Origin of the sequence: Caballeronia sp. RCC_10, assembly GCF_041360715.1 — a bacterium.
GTDB lineage: Bacteria > Pseudomonadota > Gammaproteobacteria > Burkholderiales > Burkholderiaceae > Caballeronia > Caballeronia grimmiae.
In genome coordinates this window covers 39,678-58,868 of record NZ_JBFUPT010000015.1, presented here as the reverse complement: position 1 = coordinate 58,868, position 19,191 = coordinate 39,678, and the positions used below count along the sequence as shown (strand labels likewise).

General features: G+C 62.0%; 13 protein-coding genes, 1 pseudogene and 1 riboswitch. Of the genes and pseudogenes, 10 read left to right on the top strand and 4 right to left on the bottom strand.

All coding sequences use genetic code 11. The features are described 5' to 3' along the window. Window positions 1-454: 454 nt before the first annotated feature. A complete protein-coding gene (locus AB6804_RS22945) occupies window positions 455-1,633 on the bottom strand; it encodes a porin (RefSeq protein ID WP_370888421.1) in 1,179 nt (392 codons plus the stop codon). Window positions 1,634-2,139: 506 nt separating this feature from the next. Between AB6804_RS22945 and AB6804_RS22940 the strand changes: the two genes are divergently transcribed. Further along, window positions 2,140-2,730: a YSC84-related protein gene (locus tag AB6804_RS22940; RefSeq protein WP_370888420.1), complete on the top strand. Its 591-nt coding sequence runs from the start codon at window positions 2,140-2,142 to the stop codon at window positions 2,728-2,730. A gap of 748 nt (window positions 2,731-3,478) precedes the next feature. Here AB6804_RS22940 and AB6804_RS22935 read toward each other — a convergent pair. Further along, window positions 3,479-4,477 (bottom strand): NAD-dependent epimerase/dehydratase family protein, encoded by a 999-nt coding sequence (locus AB6804_RS22935; RefSeq protein WP_370888419.1) that lies wholly within the window; start codon window positions 4,475-4,477, stop codon window positions 3,479-3,481. 93 nt (window positions 4,478-4,570) lie between these two features. On the opposite strand from AB6804_RS22935, the gene AB6804_RS22930 reads away from it, so the two are divergent. From AB6804_RS22930 to atzF, 8 genes are all read left to right on the top strand, one after another. Next, the gene (locus AB6804_RS22930; protein WP_370888418.1) at window positions 4,571-5,467 is read left to right on the top strand and encodes a LysR family transcriptional regulator; all 897 of its coding nucleotides are present in this window, start codon (window positions 4,571-4,573) and stop codon (window positions 5,465-5,467) included. 822 nt (window positions 5,468-6,289) lie between these two features. Further along, a riboswitch (guanidine-I (ykkC/yxkD leader) is annotated at window positions 6,290-6,389 on the top strand. A 58-nt stretch (window positions 6,390-6,447) separates the two neighbouring features. Beyond that, the gene (locus AB6804_RS22925; RefSeq protein ID WP_370888417.1) at window positions 6,448-7,518 is read left to right on the top strand and encodes a putative urea ABC transporter substrate-binding protein; all 1,071 of its coding nucleotides are present in this window, start codon (window positions 6,448-6,450) and stop codon (window positions 7,516-7,518) included. A gap of 31 nt (window positions 7,519-7,549) precedes the next feature. After that, complete coding sequence (locus tag AB6804_RS22920) at window positions 7,550-8,365, top strand: ABC transporter permease (RefSeq protein WP_370888416.1); 816 nt, start codon at window positions 7,550-7,552, stop codon at window positions 8,363-8,365. After that, entirely contained in the window at window positions 8,362-9,153 is a 792-nt protein-coding gene (locus tag AB6804_RS22915) for an ATP-binding cassette domain-containing protein (RefSeq protein ID WP_370888415.1), read from the top strand. The genes AB6804_RS22920 and AB6804_RS22915 overlap by 4 nt, the downstream gene beginning before the upstream one ends. A 15-nt stretch (window positions 9,154-9,168) precedes the next feature. Then, on the top strand, window positions 9,169-9,873 hold the full coding sequence (locus AB6804_RS22910; protein WP_370888414.1) for an urea amidolyase associated protein UAAP1: 705 nt from the start codon (window positions 9,169-9,171) through the stop codon (window positions 9,871-9,873). A 22-nt stretch (window positions 9,874-9,895) separates the two neighbouring features. Continuing rightward, window positions 9,896-10,537: an urea amidolyase associated protein UAAP2 gene (locus AB6804_RS22905; protein WP_370888480.1), complete on the top strand. Its 642-nt coding sequence runs from the start codon at window positions 9,896-9,898 to the stop codon at window positions 10,535-10,537. Between the two features lie 174 nt (window positions 10,538-10,711). Next, complete coding sequence (gene uca / locus AB6804_RS22900; protein ID WP_370888413.1) at window positions 10,712-14,311, top strand: urea carboxylase; 3,600 nt, start codon at window positions 10,712-10,714, stop codon at window positions 14,309-14,311. 19 nt (window positions 14,312-14,330) lie between these two features. Further along, window positions 14,331-16,127, top strand: a complete 1,797-nt coding sequence (gene atzF, locus AB6804_RS22895; RefSeq protein ID WP_370888412.1) for an allophanate hydrolase — start codon at window positions 14,331-14,333, stop codon at window positions 16,125-16,127. Between the two features lie 469 nt (window positions 16,128-16,596). On the opposite strand, the gene AB6804_RS22890 is transcribed toward atzF, so the two are convergent. After that, entirely contained in the window at window positions 16,597-17,007 is a 411-nt protein-coding gene (locus AB6804_RS22890; RefSeq protein WP_370888411.1) for a hypothetical protein, read from the bottom strand. 59 nt (window positions 17,008-17,066) lie between these two features. Next, a pseudogene (locus tag AB6804_RS22885) lies at window positions 17,067-17,788 on the bottom strand (acetyltransferase). A 503-nt stretch (window positions 17,789-18,291) separates the two neighbouring features. Between AB6804_RS22885 and AB6804_RS22880 the strand changes: the two are divergent. Beyond that, window positions 18,292-19,140, top strand: a complete 849-nt coding sequence (locus AB6804_RS22880; protein WP_370888410.1) for a transporter substrate-binding domain-containing protein — start codon at window positions 18,292-18,294, stop codon at window positions 19,138-19,140. Window positions 19,141-19,191: the final 51 nt, after the last annotated feature.

Below are 19,191 nucleotides of genomic sequence, written 5' to 3'. Positions count from 1 at the left end.
TTAAACGAGCGTACGCCAAGGTTCAGGCCTCGGATGTGAGCGAGTTTCTGGGCAGCGCGTCTCAACGACATTTCGCCAAACATCTAGCAGCGCCCCGTTGCAAACGGTCAGAAGCGCAACATGCCTGCCACTTTCTCCCACAACCTCGCCCATTTTGCTGCTTGGACTTTGGCCGCAGACGTTTTAGCCGACACCAACCGTTCCACCGCCTTGCTGGCACGGCGCTGAGCATACATTCGGCGCTGGTTCTTGCTGCGTCTAACGTCGCCTGCAGCCATAACAGACCCCGCGCCTTCGTTGTGCGATGAATGATTGATAACGTATCCCCTTGGTCCGCGCAAGGGCACTTCGCTGTTCTTGAAGGCTACGTTAGAACGGCGATGCGAAGAACGGCTCACGCTTCTCAGCGTTTCAGTTGTACTGCGGACGACCTCCCGGGACGGAAGCTTACAAGTTAAAAACGGTGACGTACGCCGACGGTAGCCTCGACCTGATTTGATGTCGACGAGGGCGAACTCACACCGTTGATCCAGGCGACCCCCAGAGGGTTTCCAGCCCTCGCGCTCACGCTTTGATAGGTGCTTTGGATATAGACGTCCGTGCGTTTTGAGAAAGCGTAGTTCGCGAGCGCGCTCACTTGATTCCAGTGCGGAGCACCCCCGGCGGCGTTGCCTCCGGCGCGCGAGTAGGTGTAGGCGGCCGCCAGCATAACGGCCGGTGTTAAAGCGAACCGAACGTTGCCCTCATAGTTCTGGAAGTGGGTGTTGAAGCCGGTCAGGAACAGCTCGGTGAGATTCGTTTGCGTATAAACGACGCCCGCCACCAACGGACCGAACGCATAGTTGACGCCTCCGCCCCACGTCTGTTGCCTGCGTGCGAGTGCGCCCAACGGTACCGCGGTTGGAGTGAGCGTCCCCGATAAGGAGTTTCCAAGCGTATCGGTGACTGCCCCGCCCGTGTTCAATTGCGCCGGTGTGGCAGCCGAATTATTCAGGTGGAGGTACCCCGCGCCGAAGTTCAACGGTCCCCAGCTGTACGACGCGCCGACACTGTACGCCCGGTTGTTCGCGAACCCCCCAGCCAGGTTGGAGAAGCCGTAGAGCGCGCCGATCTTGAAGCCGGCGAAATCCGGACTCGAATACTTAACCGAATTATTAATCTGGAACGAGTCGTTCAGATTGTCGACGTCGAACGGGTGCGCAAAGTGTGTACCGCCGTATTGCGTTCCGGTCAACGAGAGCGGCCCGACGAAGTCAACCATTCCGTCGGTTTGACGCCCCAACGTGAGCGAGCCAAAGGCACGGCTGGCCACTCCCACGTACGCTAAGCGGTTGAAGATGCGGTTTGCCGACGAGAACTGGCCGTTATTGATATTGAAGCCATTCTCAAGATTGAAAATAGCCTGCAATCCGCCGCCGAGATCTTCCGCCCCGCGCAGCCCCCAGCGACTGTACTGCACGCCTCCGCTAGTCATCTGCCAGTTGCTGTGCCCACCGGCTCCGGTGCCGGTGATCTGGCTGTTTGTATAGGTGATGCCTGCATCGATCAGTCCATACAGCGTCACGTTGCTCTGTGCTTGTGCCGCGCCGGACAGCGTAGCCAACGCCGCGCCGGCTATCAGGGTTCTCTTCATTTGTTACTCCAGGGTTTGAACAGTGTTTTGCATTAAACGCTTCACGCCACCCCGTACCCGCGACTGTCATCTCTTTGGAGGAGTTCTGTCGTCATAAAACGATACCGTCAATTCGCTATCCGAAGCCATCAGATTGCGCGGGCATGTCGCCGGATAACAACGTGCGCTGCTTTTTGCACTTGAAATTCGGCGCCGCTATCCGGGCAACATATTGTTTTCATTCGTTATCCTTTTAATGCGAACGGCCGTCTCAATAAACAGGGTTTATTCTTCGACTTGTTTTTTGCAAGTTAGCCGCTAACCTAAGGCTGCTCGGCTTAAACTTAAGCTGGGTATTGGAACTCCACGGATTCACCCGCTTCGGCGGGTGTTTTTTCTCCCGGCGAGTTCGACCGGTGTTCGCAACCGTTACTGGTGTCGATCATCTTCGAGATGCTGCGTTATTAACTCCGCAAGCATCCCGTTCATGCCTACGGGTCTTATCTGTTCCACACTGGAGAACTTTGATGCAAAGACGGAGCTTCATGCGCAAGTCCACTGCCGCCCTAGCACTCGTAGGCCTTGCATTAGTTGGCTGCACGACCAACAGAAATGCTGGAAGCGAGCAGGCTGCGGGTGCGGCTGACCTGCACCGGTCTATTGACGCCGACGTCGACAGCACGCTACAGCGTCTCTACACGACGGTGAGTGGCTCGCGCGAACTAGTGGCTAAAGCCAGTGGCGTGCTCGTGTTCCCATCCGTCATTCAGGCGGGCTTCGTTGTCGGCGCCCAGTATGGCAAAGGGTCCCTTCGGGCGGGCGGTCATACTGTCGGGTACTACAGCACGACTTCTGGCTCGGTTGGCTTACAGGCAGGGGCGCAGTCCAAAGCGATCATTTTTCTGTTCATGACTCAGGACGCGCTCACCAAATTCCGAAGCTCCAACGGCTGGTCGGCCGGCGCGGATGCATCCGTGGCGCTCGTCAGGATGGGCGCGAACGGCACCATTGACACCACCACCGCGAGCAAGCCAGTACAAGCTTTCGTGTTGACAAACGCCGGCCTTATGGCAGACGCCTCGCTGGAAGGTACCAAGGTTTCGCGATTGACCGAGTGAGCGGCGACAAGGCCTGGGCTTCGAAGTGCAACCAAAGGAACTTTCGCTGAACCGGGAAGAATGCGGCATGGCGCGCCCAGATCGTCGCGCCCGGCAGCCGCTTAAGCCTCACCCTTGCGGGTGGACTTTCTCCGCCCTTAATAGCGCGGGACTTCCCCTACACATCGCGCACAGGACGCCTCCACGATGAGGGACCTTGGACGTTTCTTCAATCCCAGGAATCGCGACTGTGTATCGAGTGACCGTTGTTTCTCCGACAGGTGACGACAGCAATGCAATCCGATCACTGACCGCGATGGGTCGGGATGCGTCAGTCCGCTGCCCTAACTCATCGTTCGAAAGCAGTCGCTGGAATTCAGCGGCGCGGAAGCGGACAGTCGGCAGTGCGTACTTCCGACCCACATAGGACAGCGAAAGTGAACGGAATAAGTGGCCGCTTCCAATGTATAACGGTCGTTCGATCTATTACTAATGGGCACCTTAGCCTGCTGCCGACATTTTCAACGTCCGAGCGACCGGAGGTACGAGTGACGCTTCTTAGCCGGCAAACGTCCGCTCGCCGCCCGTGTGTCAGTCAGACTTCAGTTTGCTCAGCCATCCAAGCGCGTCGTCCACCTACCTCTGGGCACTTGCGAGGCGGCAAAGAGCTTGAAACCATGGAAGGCAAATTTGTTTCCCGCCGACGCTGCCAATGTTCAAAGGCTTTGGTGCAGGGAGTGACTGGCTCGGAACCGAACGGCCGCACGCTCTACGAAGTGCAGCTCGATTTCGAAGCGTGAAGGTCAGTCGTGAGACATCCGAGGCCGATGAGCGTCTTTTCGATGGCCACGTCCAGCGGCGTATGCGGCTCGTGCCCGAGCGTCTGCACAAGCCGCGCGTTATTTAGATGCACCGGCGTCGCCCATAGATAGCGCATTTCCTGAAGCTCCCTGAACGTTACATTGAACGGCGCGGCGAGCGCGAGCAGCCACCACGGAAAGCCGCCAACGGATGGCTCGTGCCCGGTGCGGCGCGCCACCACGCGACGAATCGCATCGACGAAGCGCGTGCCGTCTTCGTCCCAATGGCCGCCCATGTGGAAGCGTGCGAAAGCATCGAGCGAATGGCGGTGCGCAAGCAGTTCGACCATAGTGCGCGCCACATCGGGCAGATACGCCCACTGATGCCCGATGCCGCGCGCCCCCGGATTGCTGATCTTCGTGACCGGCTTTCCGGGCTTCACGAGTCCTTGCGCGAGCCAGTTATTGCCCGCTTTGGGCCCGAAAAAATCGCCCGCGCGCACGATCAGCACGCGGGTGCCTTCCATGCTCGCGTGTTGCAGGCGCGCTTCCATTTCCACGCGAATCGCGCCTTTTCTCGTGACGGGATGCTGCGGCGCGTCTTCGTCGATGAACGGAAACGCGTCCGGCCCGAAGTTGTAGACCGTGCCCGGCAACACGATGGTCGCGCCCTGGGCCTTCGCCGCCGCGATGGTGTTGTCGATCATCGGCAGCACGAGTTCCGCCCAGCGCTTGTAGCCAGGCGGATTTACCGCGTGCACGACCACGGACGCACCCCGCGCCGCGCGCATCACGTCGGCCGCGTTCATGGCATCGCCCTGAATCCATTCGATGCCGTCGCCCTTCGATGCCCCCGCGCCACGCCGCAGCCCGCGCACGCCCCAGCCGGCATCGCGCAGTTGCCGCGCGACTTCCCCGCCGATGCCGCCCGTCGCCCCGAGTACCAGAACCATTTCGCCTTGCGCCATGTCACGCCCCGTAAGTTGTCGATGGAGTCATTCTCCCCGCTTCGCGAGCACATTAAAATTGGCGAACTTCGTTGATCAGATATACAAAAATGTATGGAAAACGACATCGGCTGGGAGCTTTACCGGACGTTTCTCGCGGTGCTGCGCGAAGGGTCGCTGTCGGGTGCGGCGCGCGCGCTTGGCATCACGCAGCCGACGGCGGGGCGTCACGTCGAAGCGCTCGAACGGGCGCTTGCGGTGGGTCTCTTCACGCGTTCGCAGAACGGGCTTCGGCCAACCGACGTCGCGCTTGCGTTGCAGTCGCACGCCGAAGCGATGCAGAGCACGGCGGCATCGCTCAAGCGCGCCGCGAGCGGCCACGCGGGCGACGATGGCGCGGGCGTGCAGGGTGTCGTGCGCGTATCCGCGAGCGAAGTGGTCGGCGTCGAGGTGCTCCCGCCGGTCATCGCGGCGCTGCGCGAGCGGCATCCACATTTAATTGTCGAACTCGTGCTGTCGAACCGCGTGCAGGACCTGCTGAGGCGCGAAGTGGATATCGCCGTGCGCATGGTGCGTCCGCGCCAGACGCAACTCGTCGCGCGGCGCGTCGGCGTGATCGACGTCGGGCTTCATGCACGGCGCGACTATCTCGATCGTCACGGCACGCCGCGTAGCATGGCGGCGCTCGCCGAACACGCGGTCATCGGCTACGACCAGCCCAACGCGTTCATTCGCGATGTGAGCCGCACGTTGCCGGGTTTTCATCACGCGACGTTTTCAATGCGCGCCGATAGCGATCTCGCGCAACTGGCGCTGGTCCGCGCGGGCGCGGGCATCGGCGGATGTCACGTCGCCATTGCGCGCCGCGATGGCCTCGTGCGCGTGCTGTCGAAGGCGTTCGCGCTCCAACTCGAAACCTGGGTGACGATGCACGAAGATCTGCGCGCGAGCCCGCGCTGCCGCGTTACCTTCGATGCCCTCGCTGACGCGCTCGAACAGTACGCGCGATAACGCCGCGACTGCCAAGTAGCGGATCCGGTTAGCGGGCGCGGCGTGCTTGAAGCGGTTTCCAAGCTGGACGGCTTTGGACTGACTCTTAGGGTTGAGAGCCTAAAGCACGGCGCCACGATCTTGCCTCGCGTCTCGCAGACGAGGTCAGGGGCGACCTGCGCCCGGCGCGATCGCCGGTGTCGAACGTCAAATCGACGCACTCATTAGTCGGGACGAGTTGGCGCATGCCTGCCGACTGCCGGTCACGCTCCGATACGGCGTGCAGAGGTCGACCCGCACAATCGCCGTTCTGCGTCGGCATGACGTCCAAGGCCGCTTCCCGGTTGGAGCAGACAGCTGAATGTCCGTCGCGCCAGGCGGTTGGATGGCCGAAATTGGCGGGTTCCGGAAGTGGCGCAGCCATTTAGCGCCCTAGACGATGCGATTGAAGACGGACCTTTGTTGCTTACTATTTGCTGCGAGCCACTGTGTGATGTAGGAAGGATCGCTCGCAACCTACGACGCCATCCGTCTCTGCCGAAAAAAGCTCGCGTGAGCTGGGCGCCACAGTGCCTTCCGGCGAACAAGGGCGCGGTACAGGTAAAAATCCAGTGACCCGGGAAACCGTGCGTCTTCATGGCAGTGCAAGACCCCATTTACGGGCATAGCGCCGGTACCCGCGTCGCACCAGTGCATCGAAAGCTGGCTGGTGCACAGAACTCCCCATAAATGGGCATGCAACCGCAAAGCTGTCGCGCGAAGCGGCGATTTTCGGTTGGCACGGTTTACGCATAGTCAACCATGCAAGGAGCCGGCGCGTCATCCGGTTCATCGAACAATCTGCAAATGGACGGCTAGGGTTCCGGTCTGCTTCACGCGGATGCTGGTCCGAGAGCTGTCGACCTCAGGCGAGGTTACACGGCGGGACAAAAGCCCGGGAGAGAACGCGATGTGTCGCGCTGCTCCCTGCCGTCGCCAACCGTCTCCTCGAGGTCAACCTCATGCGCAAGCTCGCTCGCTTTCTTGGCATCGCCGCAATTTCTGTCGCCGCTATCGCGTCCAGCGCCGCATTCGCCGCGCCGCGCAACGACTTCAAGGTCTGCTGGACCATCTACGCGGGCTGGATGCCGTGGGGCCAGGCCAAGACGCAAGGCATCGTCTCCAAGTGGGCGAAGAAGTACGGCATCAATGTCGATGTCGTCCAGCTGAACGACTACGTCGAGTCCATCAATCAATACACGGCCGGCAAGTTCGACGGCTGCGCGATGACCAACATGGACGCGCTCACGATCCCGGCCTCGGGCGGCGTGGACTCGACGGCGCTGATCGTCAGCGATTTCTCGAACGGCAACGACGGCGTGCTCATGAAGGGCAAGGGCAAGCAGATCGCCGATCTCAAAGGCCAGCAGATCAACCTCGTCCAGTTCTCGGTCTCGCACTATCTGCTCGCACGCGCACTCGAAAGCGCGCACATGAGCGAGCGCGATCTCAAGGTCGTCAATACGTCCGACGCCGATATCTCCGGTGCTTTCGCCACGCCCACGGTGCATAACACGGTCACATGGAATCCGATGCTCGCCGACCTGAAGGCGCAGCCCAACGTCACCGAAGTCTTCGACTCCAGCAAGATTCCCGGCGAGATCATGGACATGATGGTCGTCAACACGAAGACGCTGAAGGACAACCCAGCGCTCGGCAAGGCATTGACCGGCGCATGGTTCGAGATGGTCGCACTGATGCACGGCGATTCCCCCGAAACGACGAGCGCGCTGACCTCGATGGCCAAGGCGTCCGGCACCGATCTCGCCAACTTCAAGGGCCAGCTCTCGACCACCGCCCTCTTCTACACGCCGAAGGCCGCGCTCGAATTCGTGACCAGCCCCGACATGCCAAAGATCATGACGCGCGTCGCGAAGTTCTCGTTCGATCACGGCCTGCTCGGACAGGACGCGAAGAGCGCGGATGCCGTCGGCATGGCGTTCGACAAGGGCGTCGTCGTCGGCAACAAGAACAACGTGAAGCTGCGCTTCGATCCGGCCTACGTCGAGATGGCGGCGGCGGGCAAGCTCTGAGCGCTCGAGGGTCTACTACAAGGCGGTCAACATGCGACTCATCAATCGACATCCCAGCAGGACCGGCGCGCTGATGCTGCTACTGCTGCCGTTCATCGTACTGCTCGCGGTGTATTTCACCGGCTCTTCGATGCGGCTCGCCGACAATCCCGACGACAAGCTGCTGCCGAGCGCGACGCAAATGAGCGATGCGATGAAGTCCGCCGCCTTCACCGAAGACAGGCGCACAGGCGAGTATCTGCTGTGGACCGATACGGCGTCGAGCTTGCGAAGGCTCGGCATCGGGCTCGTCGTGAGTGCGGCGATCGCGCTCGTTGCGGCCATCGCGACGGGATCGTTTCCGCTCGTCAGCGCGACGCTTTCGCCGTTCATCACCGTCATATCGATGGTGCCGCCGCTCGCCGTACTGCCGATTCTCTTCATCGTCTTCGGTCTCGACGAACTGTCGAAGGTCGTGCTGATCGTCGTCGGCATCACGCCGATGATCATTCGCGATCTTCATGCGCGCGCCGCCGAAATCCCGGCCGAGATGTGGATCAAGGTGCAAACGCTCGGCGCGAACAGCTGGACACTTGTTCTGCGGCTCGTTCTGCCGCAGCTCCTGCCGCGTCTGCTCGTCGCGATCCGGCTTTCGCTCGGCGCAGCGTGGCTCTTTCTCATTGCAGCGGAAGCGATCGCCTCGACCGACGGGCTCGGCTATCGCATCTTTCTCGTGCGGCGCTATCTGTCGATGGATCTCATTCTTCCCTACGTCGCGTGGATCACGCTGCTCGCGTGGCTCACCGACGAACTGCTGCGTCGCCTCACGCAATGGTGCTTTCCGTGGTACGGCGGAGGCGCGCGATGATCGTCGTTCGTAACGTATGGAAAAACTACGGCGATCAGGTCGTGCTGGAACGGCTGAATCTCACCGTGAAGGAAGGCGAATTCTGTTCGATGGTCGGCGCGTCCGGCTGCGGCAAGTCCACGTTCCTGCGCCTGCTGCTCGGACAGGAACGGGCGACGCGCGGAGAGATCCTGCTCGACGGCGAGCCGCTTCCCGCCGAACCGGACGCGCATCGCGGCGTCGTGTTTCAACGCTACTCGGTCTTCAATCATCTGAGCGTGCTGCGCAACGTGATGCTCGGTCTCGAACTGCCGCGCGCGAGATTCACGGGACGCCTGTTCGGCGCACAGCGACGCGCCGCACGCGACGAAGCCGCCGCGATGCTCGAACGCGTGGGCCTGGGCGCGGCGATCGACATGTATCCGCAGCAGCTTTCAGGCGGCATGCAGCAACGGCTCGCCATCGCGCAGGCGCTGATGATGAAACCGCGCGTGCTGCTGCTCGACGAACCCTTCGGCGCGCTCGATCCCGGCATCCGCAAGGACATGCATGTGCTGTTGTCGGAGTTGTGGCGCGAATCGAAGCTGACGATTTTCATGGTCACGCACGACCTAAAGGAAGGCTTCACGCTCGGCAGCCGCGTGCTCGTCTTCGACAAGGTGCGCGTCGATCCGCAAGCGCCCGGCGCGTACGGCGCTCGCATCACCTACGACATTCCGCTCGACCGCACGCGCGCCTCGGCATCGGCGGTGCATATGGCGCAGGCCGCGGTGCAGGGCGCATCCAGCATCGAACTCGTCTCCGATTAAAGGACGCTATACGCCATGACTGTGTTACTCGAAGAAACGGTCCCCGGCGGCGGTCATACGTCGCTGATCGTCAAGCGCGGACAGTCCCTGCGCATCACCGATATTCGCGGCGGCGCGAACGTCAGCGCGATGATGGTGAACGCCAGCGAAAAGAGCGAGCGGCTCAATCTGCCGGATTCGCTGAAGTGCCAGCACACCGCGAAGCTCACCGCGGGCCATTGCCTCTACTCCGACATGGGGCGCGTGCTGGCCGCCATCGTCGGCGATACATGCGGCTGGCACGACAGCATCGGCGGGGTATCGAATGCGCAGGAGGTCTTCGAACGATACGGCGCGGGCCGCTATCAGGAGCTTCGCAACGGCTTCTATCGCAACGGCACGGACAACCTGCTCGTCGAGATGAGCAAGTGGGGCCTCGACGTCTCCGACCTGCTGATGACGCTCAATCTTTTCAGCCGCATCGACGTGACGAGCGATGGCGCGCTCGCCTTCGTGCCCGGCAATTCGAAGGCGGGCGATTACATCGAACTGTATGCGCCGATGAACACGCTCGTCGTGCTGACCGCGATCCAGCATCCGCTCGATCCTCATCCCGAATATTCGCCGAAGCCCGTCAAGCTGGAACTGAAGGAATCGCATCCCGAAGTCGCGGAAATATGCCGTACCGCATGCGAAGAGAACGTGCGCGGCTTCATCAACACCGAACGCTTTTTCCTTTGAGCGAACCTGAGAGATGAGCAACATGACCCAAGCGCTTACCGTCAGCGAAAAACATCCAGAAGGCGCGGTGTATCGCGAAACGCTCGCCGCGGGCGAACCGTGGCTGCATGAAGTGAAAACGGGGCAGACGCTGCGCATCGTCGATCTGGAGGGCAATCAGGCCGTCGATACGCTTTTCTACAGCCTTCACGATCCGCGCGAACGCTTCGATCCGCAACGCACATTGCGTCGGCAACAAAGCCTCTATCTGACGTCCGGCTCGGTGCTGTATTCGAATCTCGGCAATCCGATGCTGACGATCGTCGCCGATACCTGCGGCCGTCACGACACGCTCGGCGGCGCATGTGCGCAGGAGAGCAACACGGTGCGTTATGCGCTGGAAAAGCGCTACATGCATAGCTGCCGCGACAACTTCCTGCGCGCATGCGCGCACGACGGAAGGCTCGCGAAGCGTGATATCGGCGCGAACGTCAACTTCTTCATGAACGTGCCGGTGACGGCCGAAGGCGGCCTGACCTTCGAAGACGGCATCTCGGCGCCAGGCAAGTATGTCGAGCTGCGCGCGGAGATGGACGTCATCGTGCTGATTTCCAACTGTCCGCAACTGAACAATCCGTGCAACGCCTATAACCCGACGCCCGCGGAGCTGATCATATGGAACTGAAGCGCATCCGCGGCTGGATTTATCACGTCATGCTCGTTCGCTCGGGACGCTGCTGCACGACAACGCGGGAACAATTGAACCGAAGCTATCGCTGATGCGATCGCGGCCGCGGACGACCGCGGCTCGCCATGCTCACGGCGGGACGGCCCGCCTCCGAACGACCCTTCCCTTTCCATGTTCGAGAAGATCCTGATTGCGAATCGCGGGGCGATTGCCTGCCGCATTCTCAGAACCTTGCGCGCTGTCGATGTCACCGGCGTCGCCGTGTATGCCGAAGCGGATCGCGCGAGCCGCCACGTGAGCGAAGCATCGATTGCGCATTCGCTAGGCGACGGTCCCGCCGCGACGACTTATCTCGACACGGCGAAGATACTCGACATCGCGCGTGCCGAAGGCGTTCAGGCGATTCATCCGGGCTACGGCTTTTTGTCGGAGAACGCGGCGTTCGGCGAAGCGTGCGAAGCGGCGGGCATCGCGTTCATCGGACCGACGCCTGCGCACTTGCGCGCGTTCGGCCTCAAGCACACCGCGCGCGAAATCGCCGCGAAAGAAGGCGTGCCGATGCTCGAGGGCACGGGCCTCCTCGACGACTTGCCGGCCGCACTCGATGCGGCAGAGCGCATCGGCTATCCGGTGATGCTGAAGAGCACGGCGGGCGGCGGCGGCATCGGCATGCGCGTGTGCTGGAGCGCGGGCAAACTCGGCGCGCATTTCGACGCGGTGCGACGTCTCGGCGAAAACAACTTCAGCGATGCGGGCGTGTTCCTCGAGAAGTACATCGAGCGGGCGCGGCATCTCGAAGTGCAGGTCTTCGGCGACGGCAAAGGCGACGCCATCGCATTGGGCGTGCGCGACTGCTCGGTGCAGCGACGAAATCAGAAGGTGCTCGAAGAGACGCCCGCGCCATCGTTGCCCGAAGGCGTATCGGCCGCGCTCTGCGATGCCGCGATCCGCCTCGCGAAAGCCGTCGATTACCGGTCGGCCGGCACGGTCGAATTCGTCTACGACAGCGCGGCGGAACGGTTCTATTTCCTCGAAGTGAACACGCGTTTGCAGGTCGAGCATGGTGTCACCGAGCAGGTCTGGGGCGTCGATCTCGTCCGCTGGATGATCGAGCTCGCCGCAGGAACGCTTGCGCCGCTTTCTTCGCTGATGGCGGGCCTGAAGCCGCGCGGCCACGCAATCCAGGCGCGTCTGTACGCGGAAGATCCGGGCCGCGACTTCAAGCCGAGCCCCGGCATCGTGACCGATGTCGCCTTCCCGGAAGCCGATGGCCGCGCGTTGCGCATCGATACGTGGATCGAAGCCGGATGCGAAGTGCCGCCCTACTTTGATCCGATGCTCGCGAAAATCATCGCGTGGTCGCCGACGCGCGATGAAGCGCGCCACGCGCTTGACGATGCCCTCGCGAACACGCGGCTTTACGGCGTCGAGACGAATCGCGACTATCTGCGGCAGATCATCGGCGACGCGCCGTTCGCATCGGGCGAGCCGTGGACGCGCTGTCTCGAAGCGCTGAAGTATCGCGCGAGCACGATCGACGTCCTCAGCGGCGGCACGCAGACGACGGTGCAAGACTATCCGGGCCGGCTCGGCTATTGGGCGGTCGGCATTCCGCCGTCGGGACCGATGGACGATCGCTCGATGCGCCTCGGCAATCGTCTCATCGGCAACGCCGCCGACGACGCCGCGCTCGAAGTGACGATGAGCGGCCCGACGCTGCGCTTCAATACCGATGCGGTTATCGCGGTCACGGGCGCTAACATTCCCGTCACGCTCGACGATATCGCGCAACCGATGCACACCTGCATCCATGTCGCGGCGGGCTCGACGCTCGCGCTCGGCACGATTCGCGGCGCTGGCGCGCGTGCCTATCTGTGCGCGCGCGGCGGCTTCGATGTCGCGTCGTATCTCGGCAGCCGCAGCACCTTCACGCTCGGCCAGTTCGGCGGACACGGCGGACGCGCGATCCGCGCTGGCGATGTGCTGCACGTTTATCCGCTCGAGGACGCGCAAGCAGGCGCAACGCTCGACGATGCGCTGCGCCTCGAACCTGTTCGCGCGATCCGCGTCATCTATGGCCCGCACGGTGCGCCGGAATATTTCAGCGCAGCGTATATCGAACGCTTCTTCGATACCGAATGGGAAGTGCACTTCAATTCGAGCCGCACCGGCGTGCGCCTGATCGGCCCGAAGCCGGAATGGGCGCGCGAAGACGGCGGCGAAGCGGGTCTGCATCCGTCGAATATTCACGACAACCCGTACGCGGTCGGCGCGATCGACTTCACCGGCGACATGCCCGTGATCCTCGGCCCCGACGGCCCGAGTCTCGGCGGCTTCGTGTGTCCGGTGACGATCATCGAAGCGGACCTGTGGCACATCGGCCAGCTGAAGGCGGGCGACAAGGTGCGCTTCGTTCCCGTCGAGATCGATGAAGCGCGCGAGGCCGCGCGGCGGCGGCGTCGTGAAATCGATTCGCTCGAAATCGAACGCGGCGAAGTGACCGAACGACGTGCGGCGCTGACTTCGCCCATCGTGCTCGATAGCGGATCGGGCCGCGAGAGACTCGTCGCGCGCGTGTCGGGCGATACGCATCTGCTGCTTGAAATCGGCCCGGCGGAACTCGATCTCGTATCGCGCTTTCGCGGCCATGCGCTGATGCAGTCCCTCCAATCGCAGGCGCTTCCCGGCGTGATCGATCTGACGCCCGGCATCCGCTCGCTACAGATTCATTACCGTCCTGACGACTTGCCGCTCCCGCGTCTGCTTGCGAACGTCGAAGAAGCGTGGGCGCACGTGCTGCTGCAAAGCGATCTGCGCGTGCCGTCGCGTATTGTGCATCTGCCGCTTTCGTGGGACGACCCGGCGTGCCGCCTCGCGATCGACAAGTACATGACGACGGTGCGCAAGGATGCGCCGTGGTGCCCGAGCAATCTCGAGTTCATCCGGCGCATCAACGACCTCGATTCCATCGATGCAGTCAGAAAGATCGTCTTCGATGCGAGCTATCTCGTGATGGGTCTCGGCGACGTGTATCTCGGTGCGCCGGTCGCGACGCCGCTCGATCCGCGTCATCGACTGGTGACGACGAAGTACAACCCGGCGCGAACATGGACGGCGGAGAACTCGGTCGGCATCGGCGGCGCATATCTGTGCGTGTATGGCATGGAAGGTCCGGGCGGATATCAGTTCGTCGGACGCACGTTGCAGATGTGGAACCACTACGCGCAGACGGCGGATTTCTGCGGTCAGCACTATCTGCTGCGCTTCTTCGATCAAATCCGTTTCTACGAAGTGTCCGCCGACGAACTCATGCGGATTCGCGCGGATTTTCCGCTCGGGCGCTATCCACTACGCATCGAGGAAACGGAGCTGTCGTTGCCGGACTATCAGGCGTTTCTCGAAGACGAAGCATCGAGCATCGATGCGTTCCGCACGCGTCAGCAGGCGGCGTTTCAGGCCGAACGCGAGCGCTGGCGTGAAGCGGGCGCATCGGGAGACGCGGAGGATGCGCCACTCGTCGAGGACACCGAACTGGCACCGCTCAAGGATGGCGAAGTCGCCATCGACAGCGAGATCGCGGGCAGCCTGTGGCAAGTGAAAGCGGCCGCTGGCGATGAAGTTGCAGCGGGCGACGTACTGCTCGTCATCGAATCGATGAAGATGGAGATTTCCGTCTGCGCCCCATGCGCCGGCACCGTCGCCGCGATCCATGTCGCGCCGGGTTCGCCGCTGCGCGCGGGACAGCGCATCGCGGTCATCGAGCGTCACTGAATCTATCCAACGGAAAACCATGTCGACATTCGATCTGCGTCTCGCAGCGCTGCGCCGCGAATATCGCGAAGGCTCGCTCACGCCGCGCAAGCTGATCGCCCAGTTGCGCGACAAAGGCGCCGCGCTCAATGCCGAGTTCAATCTCTTCATTCATCTGCTGACGGAAGACGAGATCGCGCCTTTCGTCGATCGGCTCGAAGGCCACGATCCGGACAGTCTGCCGCTCTACGGCATTCCGTTCGCGATCAAGGACAACATCGACCTCGCGGGCATCGAAACGACGGCGGGCTGTCCCGCGTTCGCGTACACGCCCAATGAATCCGCGACGCTCGTCGGCCAGTTGATCGCGCTAGGCGCCATACCGCTCGGCAAGACCAATCTCGACCAGTTCGCCACCGGCCTCAACGGCACGCGCTCGCCGTATGGCAAGTGCCGCAACAGCGTGCATCCCGAGTATCCGTCGGGCGGATCGAGCGCGGGGTCGTCGCTTGCGGTCGCGCTAGGCATCGCGAGCTTCGCGCTCGGCACCGACACGGCCGGATCGGGACGCGTGCCTGCCGCGCTGAACAATCTGGTCGGCCTCAAACCGACGAAAGGATTGCTCTCCACCGCGGGCGTCGTGCCCGCCTGCCGCACGCTCGACTGCGTGACGTTCTTTACGGCAACCGCCGCGGAAGCCAGCGAACTGCTCGCGCTGACCGCGCGGCACGATCCGCGCGATGCATACAGCCGCCGCAATCCGCAATGGAACGCGGCGCGTGCGTTCGGCACGCCGCACGGGTTCCGTTTCGGCGTGCCCGCACAACTGGAGTTCGCGGGCTGCAGCGAAAGCCCCGCATTGTTCGCGCAGACGCGTGCGCTACTCGAAGCAGCGGGCGGCGAAGCGGTCGAGATCGACTTTCAGCCGTTCGTCGAGGCGGCGCAATTGCTGTATCAGGGACCGTGGGTCGCCGAGCGCTACAGCGTGACGGGCGAGCTGATGACGACGCAGCCGGATGCCGTTCTGCCCGTCATTCGCGATGTCCTGGCGAAAGCGCCGGGCGCGACCGCCGTCGAGCTGTTTCGCGCGCAGTATCGGCTGCAGGAGCTGAAGGCGCTATGCGATGCATCGGTCGATACGCTCGACTTCGTGCTCACGCCGACATATCCGCGCCCGGTGACGCTCGCTGAACTGGAGCGCGATCCCATCGGCCCGAATGCGCTCCTCGGCTACTACACGAACTTCATGAACCTGCTGGACTATGCTGCGGTGGCCGCACCCGCCGGCCTCATGAGCAACGGATTGCCGTGGGGCGTGACCGTCTTCGGCCGCGCGTTCACGGATCAATATCTGCTCGGCGTCGCCGATCTGCTTCAGCGCGTGAGCGGCAACGCGTGCGCTGGAGGCGTCGAGTTCGACGACGACGCGCCGCACCGCGCGAGTCACGATCGGATGCGCATCGTAGTGTGCGGCGCGCATATGCAAGGTCTGCCGCTTAATCGCGACCTGGTTGCTCGCGGCGCCCGTCTCCTTCAGGCGACGCACACCGCGCCTTCCTACCGACTCTCCGCCTTGCCGGAATCGGCCGACGGCACGCGGCGGCCGGCCATGTGGCGGGATACGAGCGATGGCGTTGCCATCGCGATCGAGGTCTGGGACATGCCGAGCGCCGAGTTTGGCTCGCTGCTCTCGACTGTACCGTCTCCGCTCGCGCTCGGAAAGGTCGAACTAGCGGATGGATCTTGGCTACCCGGCTTCGTCTCTGAACCGTATGCCCTTGCACGCGGGACGGACATCTCGAACTTCGGGGGATGGCGAGCGTGGCTTGAGAAGTGAATGGCTGATCGCGGAGGAGCGGTGGTGCGTGTGACCATGACGCTTGTCACCAACGGCCATGGTGCACACCATGGCACAACTACGTGACGGCGGCACCGACCAGTAACCAGTGCAGTCAGGTTCACCGGCGTCATGCGCAAACGGTCTTGCGAGCCCCATGACGGCTGCAATAACCTTGCTACCAACGCCGCCGCCTCTCCGCTCTGGGGTTAGATATATACCCGGACTTACCAGGCAAGCAAACGGGGCGGCGGGTGGTATATGAGGAGACGTCGGGTGGCAACGGGGATCGTTTGCGCAGTATCACCGCCTGGAGAAAGCCTTTGGCTCGCATATTGGCCGTTCACGCGGGGGTTGCAGACATCTGAAGCGCCGGTCGTGCGTGACATTGAATGACGGCTCATGGCCGATTGAGGAAATCCGGCGACAAGACCGAGACTGCATAGGCGAATGACCGAGCAATCGCCAACTACTGTGAGTTGATCTGGATGGTTTGCCGGAGTGTATACCCCGCCGGACCACTCATGCCCCACTCCCCGTGAGGTACATGAAGCGAGCACGTCGTAGCAGACGGACCGAAAACCTCGTCCGACAGTGAAGGCTCACCGAACATCGGTGCGCCGCTGACCTCGAACAGGAGCGACTGGCCGTCCCACGCGCTTTCGCCGCTCGGGCCTCTCGCGATTTGCGCGGCGCCCGCTTGACGCATGCGATCAACGTTCTTCCGATACGCCTGATGGATGCCAGGCGTGCGCATCGTGCGCGCGTGCACCGCCTCGACGCGCGCAATCATCGCAATCTTCAACGCTTCGAAGCCGGGGCCATCGACGGCGAGCAATATCGCGGGCTTCAGACACGCCTGACCGACATTGACCAGCATGCGCTCGGCGAACCCGTCACCGATCGTGCGGCCTCGTGCCGCGAGCCAGCGTCACCCAATCAGGCAGCCCGCAGCGCTTCGAGCGAGAGACGCATTGCGCGCTTCAGCTCGGATAGCATTTCCAGTGCGCGTCCCTCATTGCTGGTCAAATCCGCGAGGAATGCTTCATTGTGCTCCTTGATTCATTGCAGCGGCATATCCCACCATGCCAATTCAAGAAGGCTCTCGCGTACTTGCTCGGAGAATCGAAACTTGACGAGACGCGCGGGAGAGCCTACGTAAATCCCATACGGTTCGCTTCGAAAATTGGGCGGTATGACGGTTCGCGCGCCGATTACGCATCCGCTCTCCACAGTGCTACCGCCAAGAAACAGCGCTTCGTCGCAGATCCACACATCATTGTGAATGACAGTGTCGGCATATTGCGGCGGTGGAGCGTTTCGTAACCCGTCGCCGTACACACTGAACATTGCGGTCGAGATGGTCTTCATCTCATGCTGACCGTTCAGCAGAAAGCGCAACCTGAGCCCGCCCGCGACAAACTTTCCGATATGCAGGTTCTGAATCCCGGCGTCATACTTGGCGATCGACCCGACTCCTAAGCCAGACGCTCGGCCATGCTGGATGTTCCCGCCTGTGCCTCTTCGTCGAGCCAATCCTTGAAGAAGTTATTGAGAATCAGAGAGAACGCGCCATCTCGATACGCAGCGCGATGAGAGTGCTTCGCCCACGGGTGATCGGCCGAAATTCCGACACAGTCGTCTGATGTTGTTACGTTCATTCTCTTAATCTCTTTCTAGGGCTTTGCGCAGATGCGTAGTAGTTTGGGCGCTCCGCTATCACAACTTTGAAGTCGACCGATTAATAGCCCTTTTTCGATAGTTCAATGAGCCATGGCATCGCGTAGGAGCTTTATGTAGGTCGCGACGCAAGAAGTCAGGCCGTGCCGTCCACTGAAGGTTCGCTTGACGTCGAGTAACCGGCACAGGCGGACAGCAGCACCGCTTTCTCCCGTCCCTCGAACCGATTTCCCGGTCGCCTACCGGCCGGCTTGCCTATACATCATCGCATCCGGTTCGTGCAAAAAGCCGGTTCCGCGGACGCACCCACCCTCGTAGCCCGACCGCGGATTCCGCATGGAGCACGCCTTTCAGAAGGCATCTAGGTAATTCCCCTGATCCGATCATCATCTCCTTGCGTCTTTTTTAGTGCTCATGCAGACTTGTCTATACAAGATCGTGACGACGATGGCTCTCATTTGACGAAAGACGAAAGGACGTGGAGATGAACTTGAAACAGTTTTCTGCAAAGTTGCGCCTCGGCATGCTCGCAGGGGTGGTCGCCATCGCGGCGACGTCGGCCCAGGCGAAGGACTGGCAATCGGTGACGATCGCGACCGAGGGCGCGTATGCGCCGTGGAATCAGACCTTGCCCGGCGGCAAGCTGGGCGGCTTCGAACCGGAGCTGCTGGCCACGCTTTGCACGCGCGCGCAACTCAAGTGCAGCCTCGTCGCGCAGGACTGGGACGGCATGATTCCGGGCCTTCAGGCAGGTAAATTCGACGTCCTCATGGACGTGATTTCGATCACCCCCGAGCGCGAAAAGATCATCGCGTTCTCGCGTCCGTATGCTTCGACGCCCGCGACCTTCGCCGTATCCGACGATGCCATCCTGCCGAAAGCGTCGCCCGGTGCGCCGGCCGTCAGGCTCACCGGCGATGCAACAAATGATAAGGCCGTCGTCGACGGGCTTCGCAAGCAGTTGAAGGGCAAGACCATCGGCATCCAGTCAGGCACCGTCTACACGAAGTTCATTCAGGAGAACTTCAAGGACATCGCGACGATCCGCGCGTACAAGACGGCGCAGGAGCGCGATCTCGATCTGGCCAATGGCCGTATCGACGCGTCGTTCGACGATCTGACCTACTTCACTTCGGGTTCGGCGGACAAGTCGATTTCCATCGCGGGTCCGAAGATCGGCGGGCCGATCTGGGGTCCGGGCGAAGGCCTCGCCTTCCGCAAGCAAGACGGCGATCTCAAAGCGAAGTTCGACGCGGCGCTCGCCTCGGCACTCGCCGACGGCACGGTGAAGACTTTGTCCGAGAAGTGGTTCAAGACGAACGTCGCGCCGTAAGCGCAAAGAGCACGCAACTCGCCTCAAAGGCGCTCAAAGGCACCGCAAGCC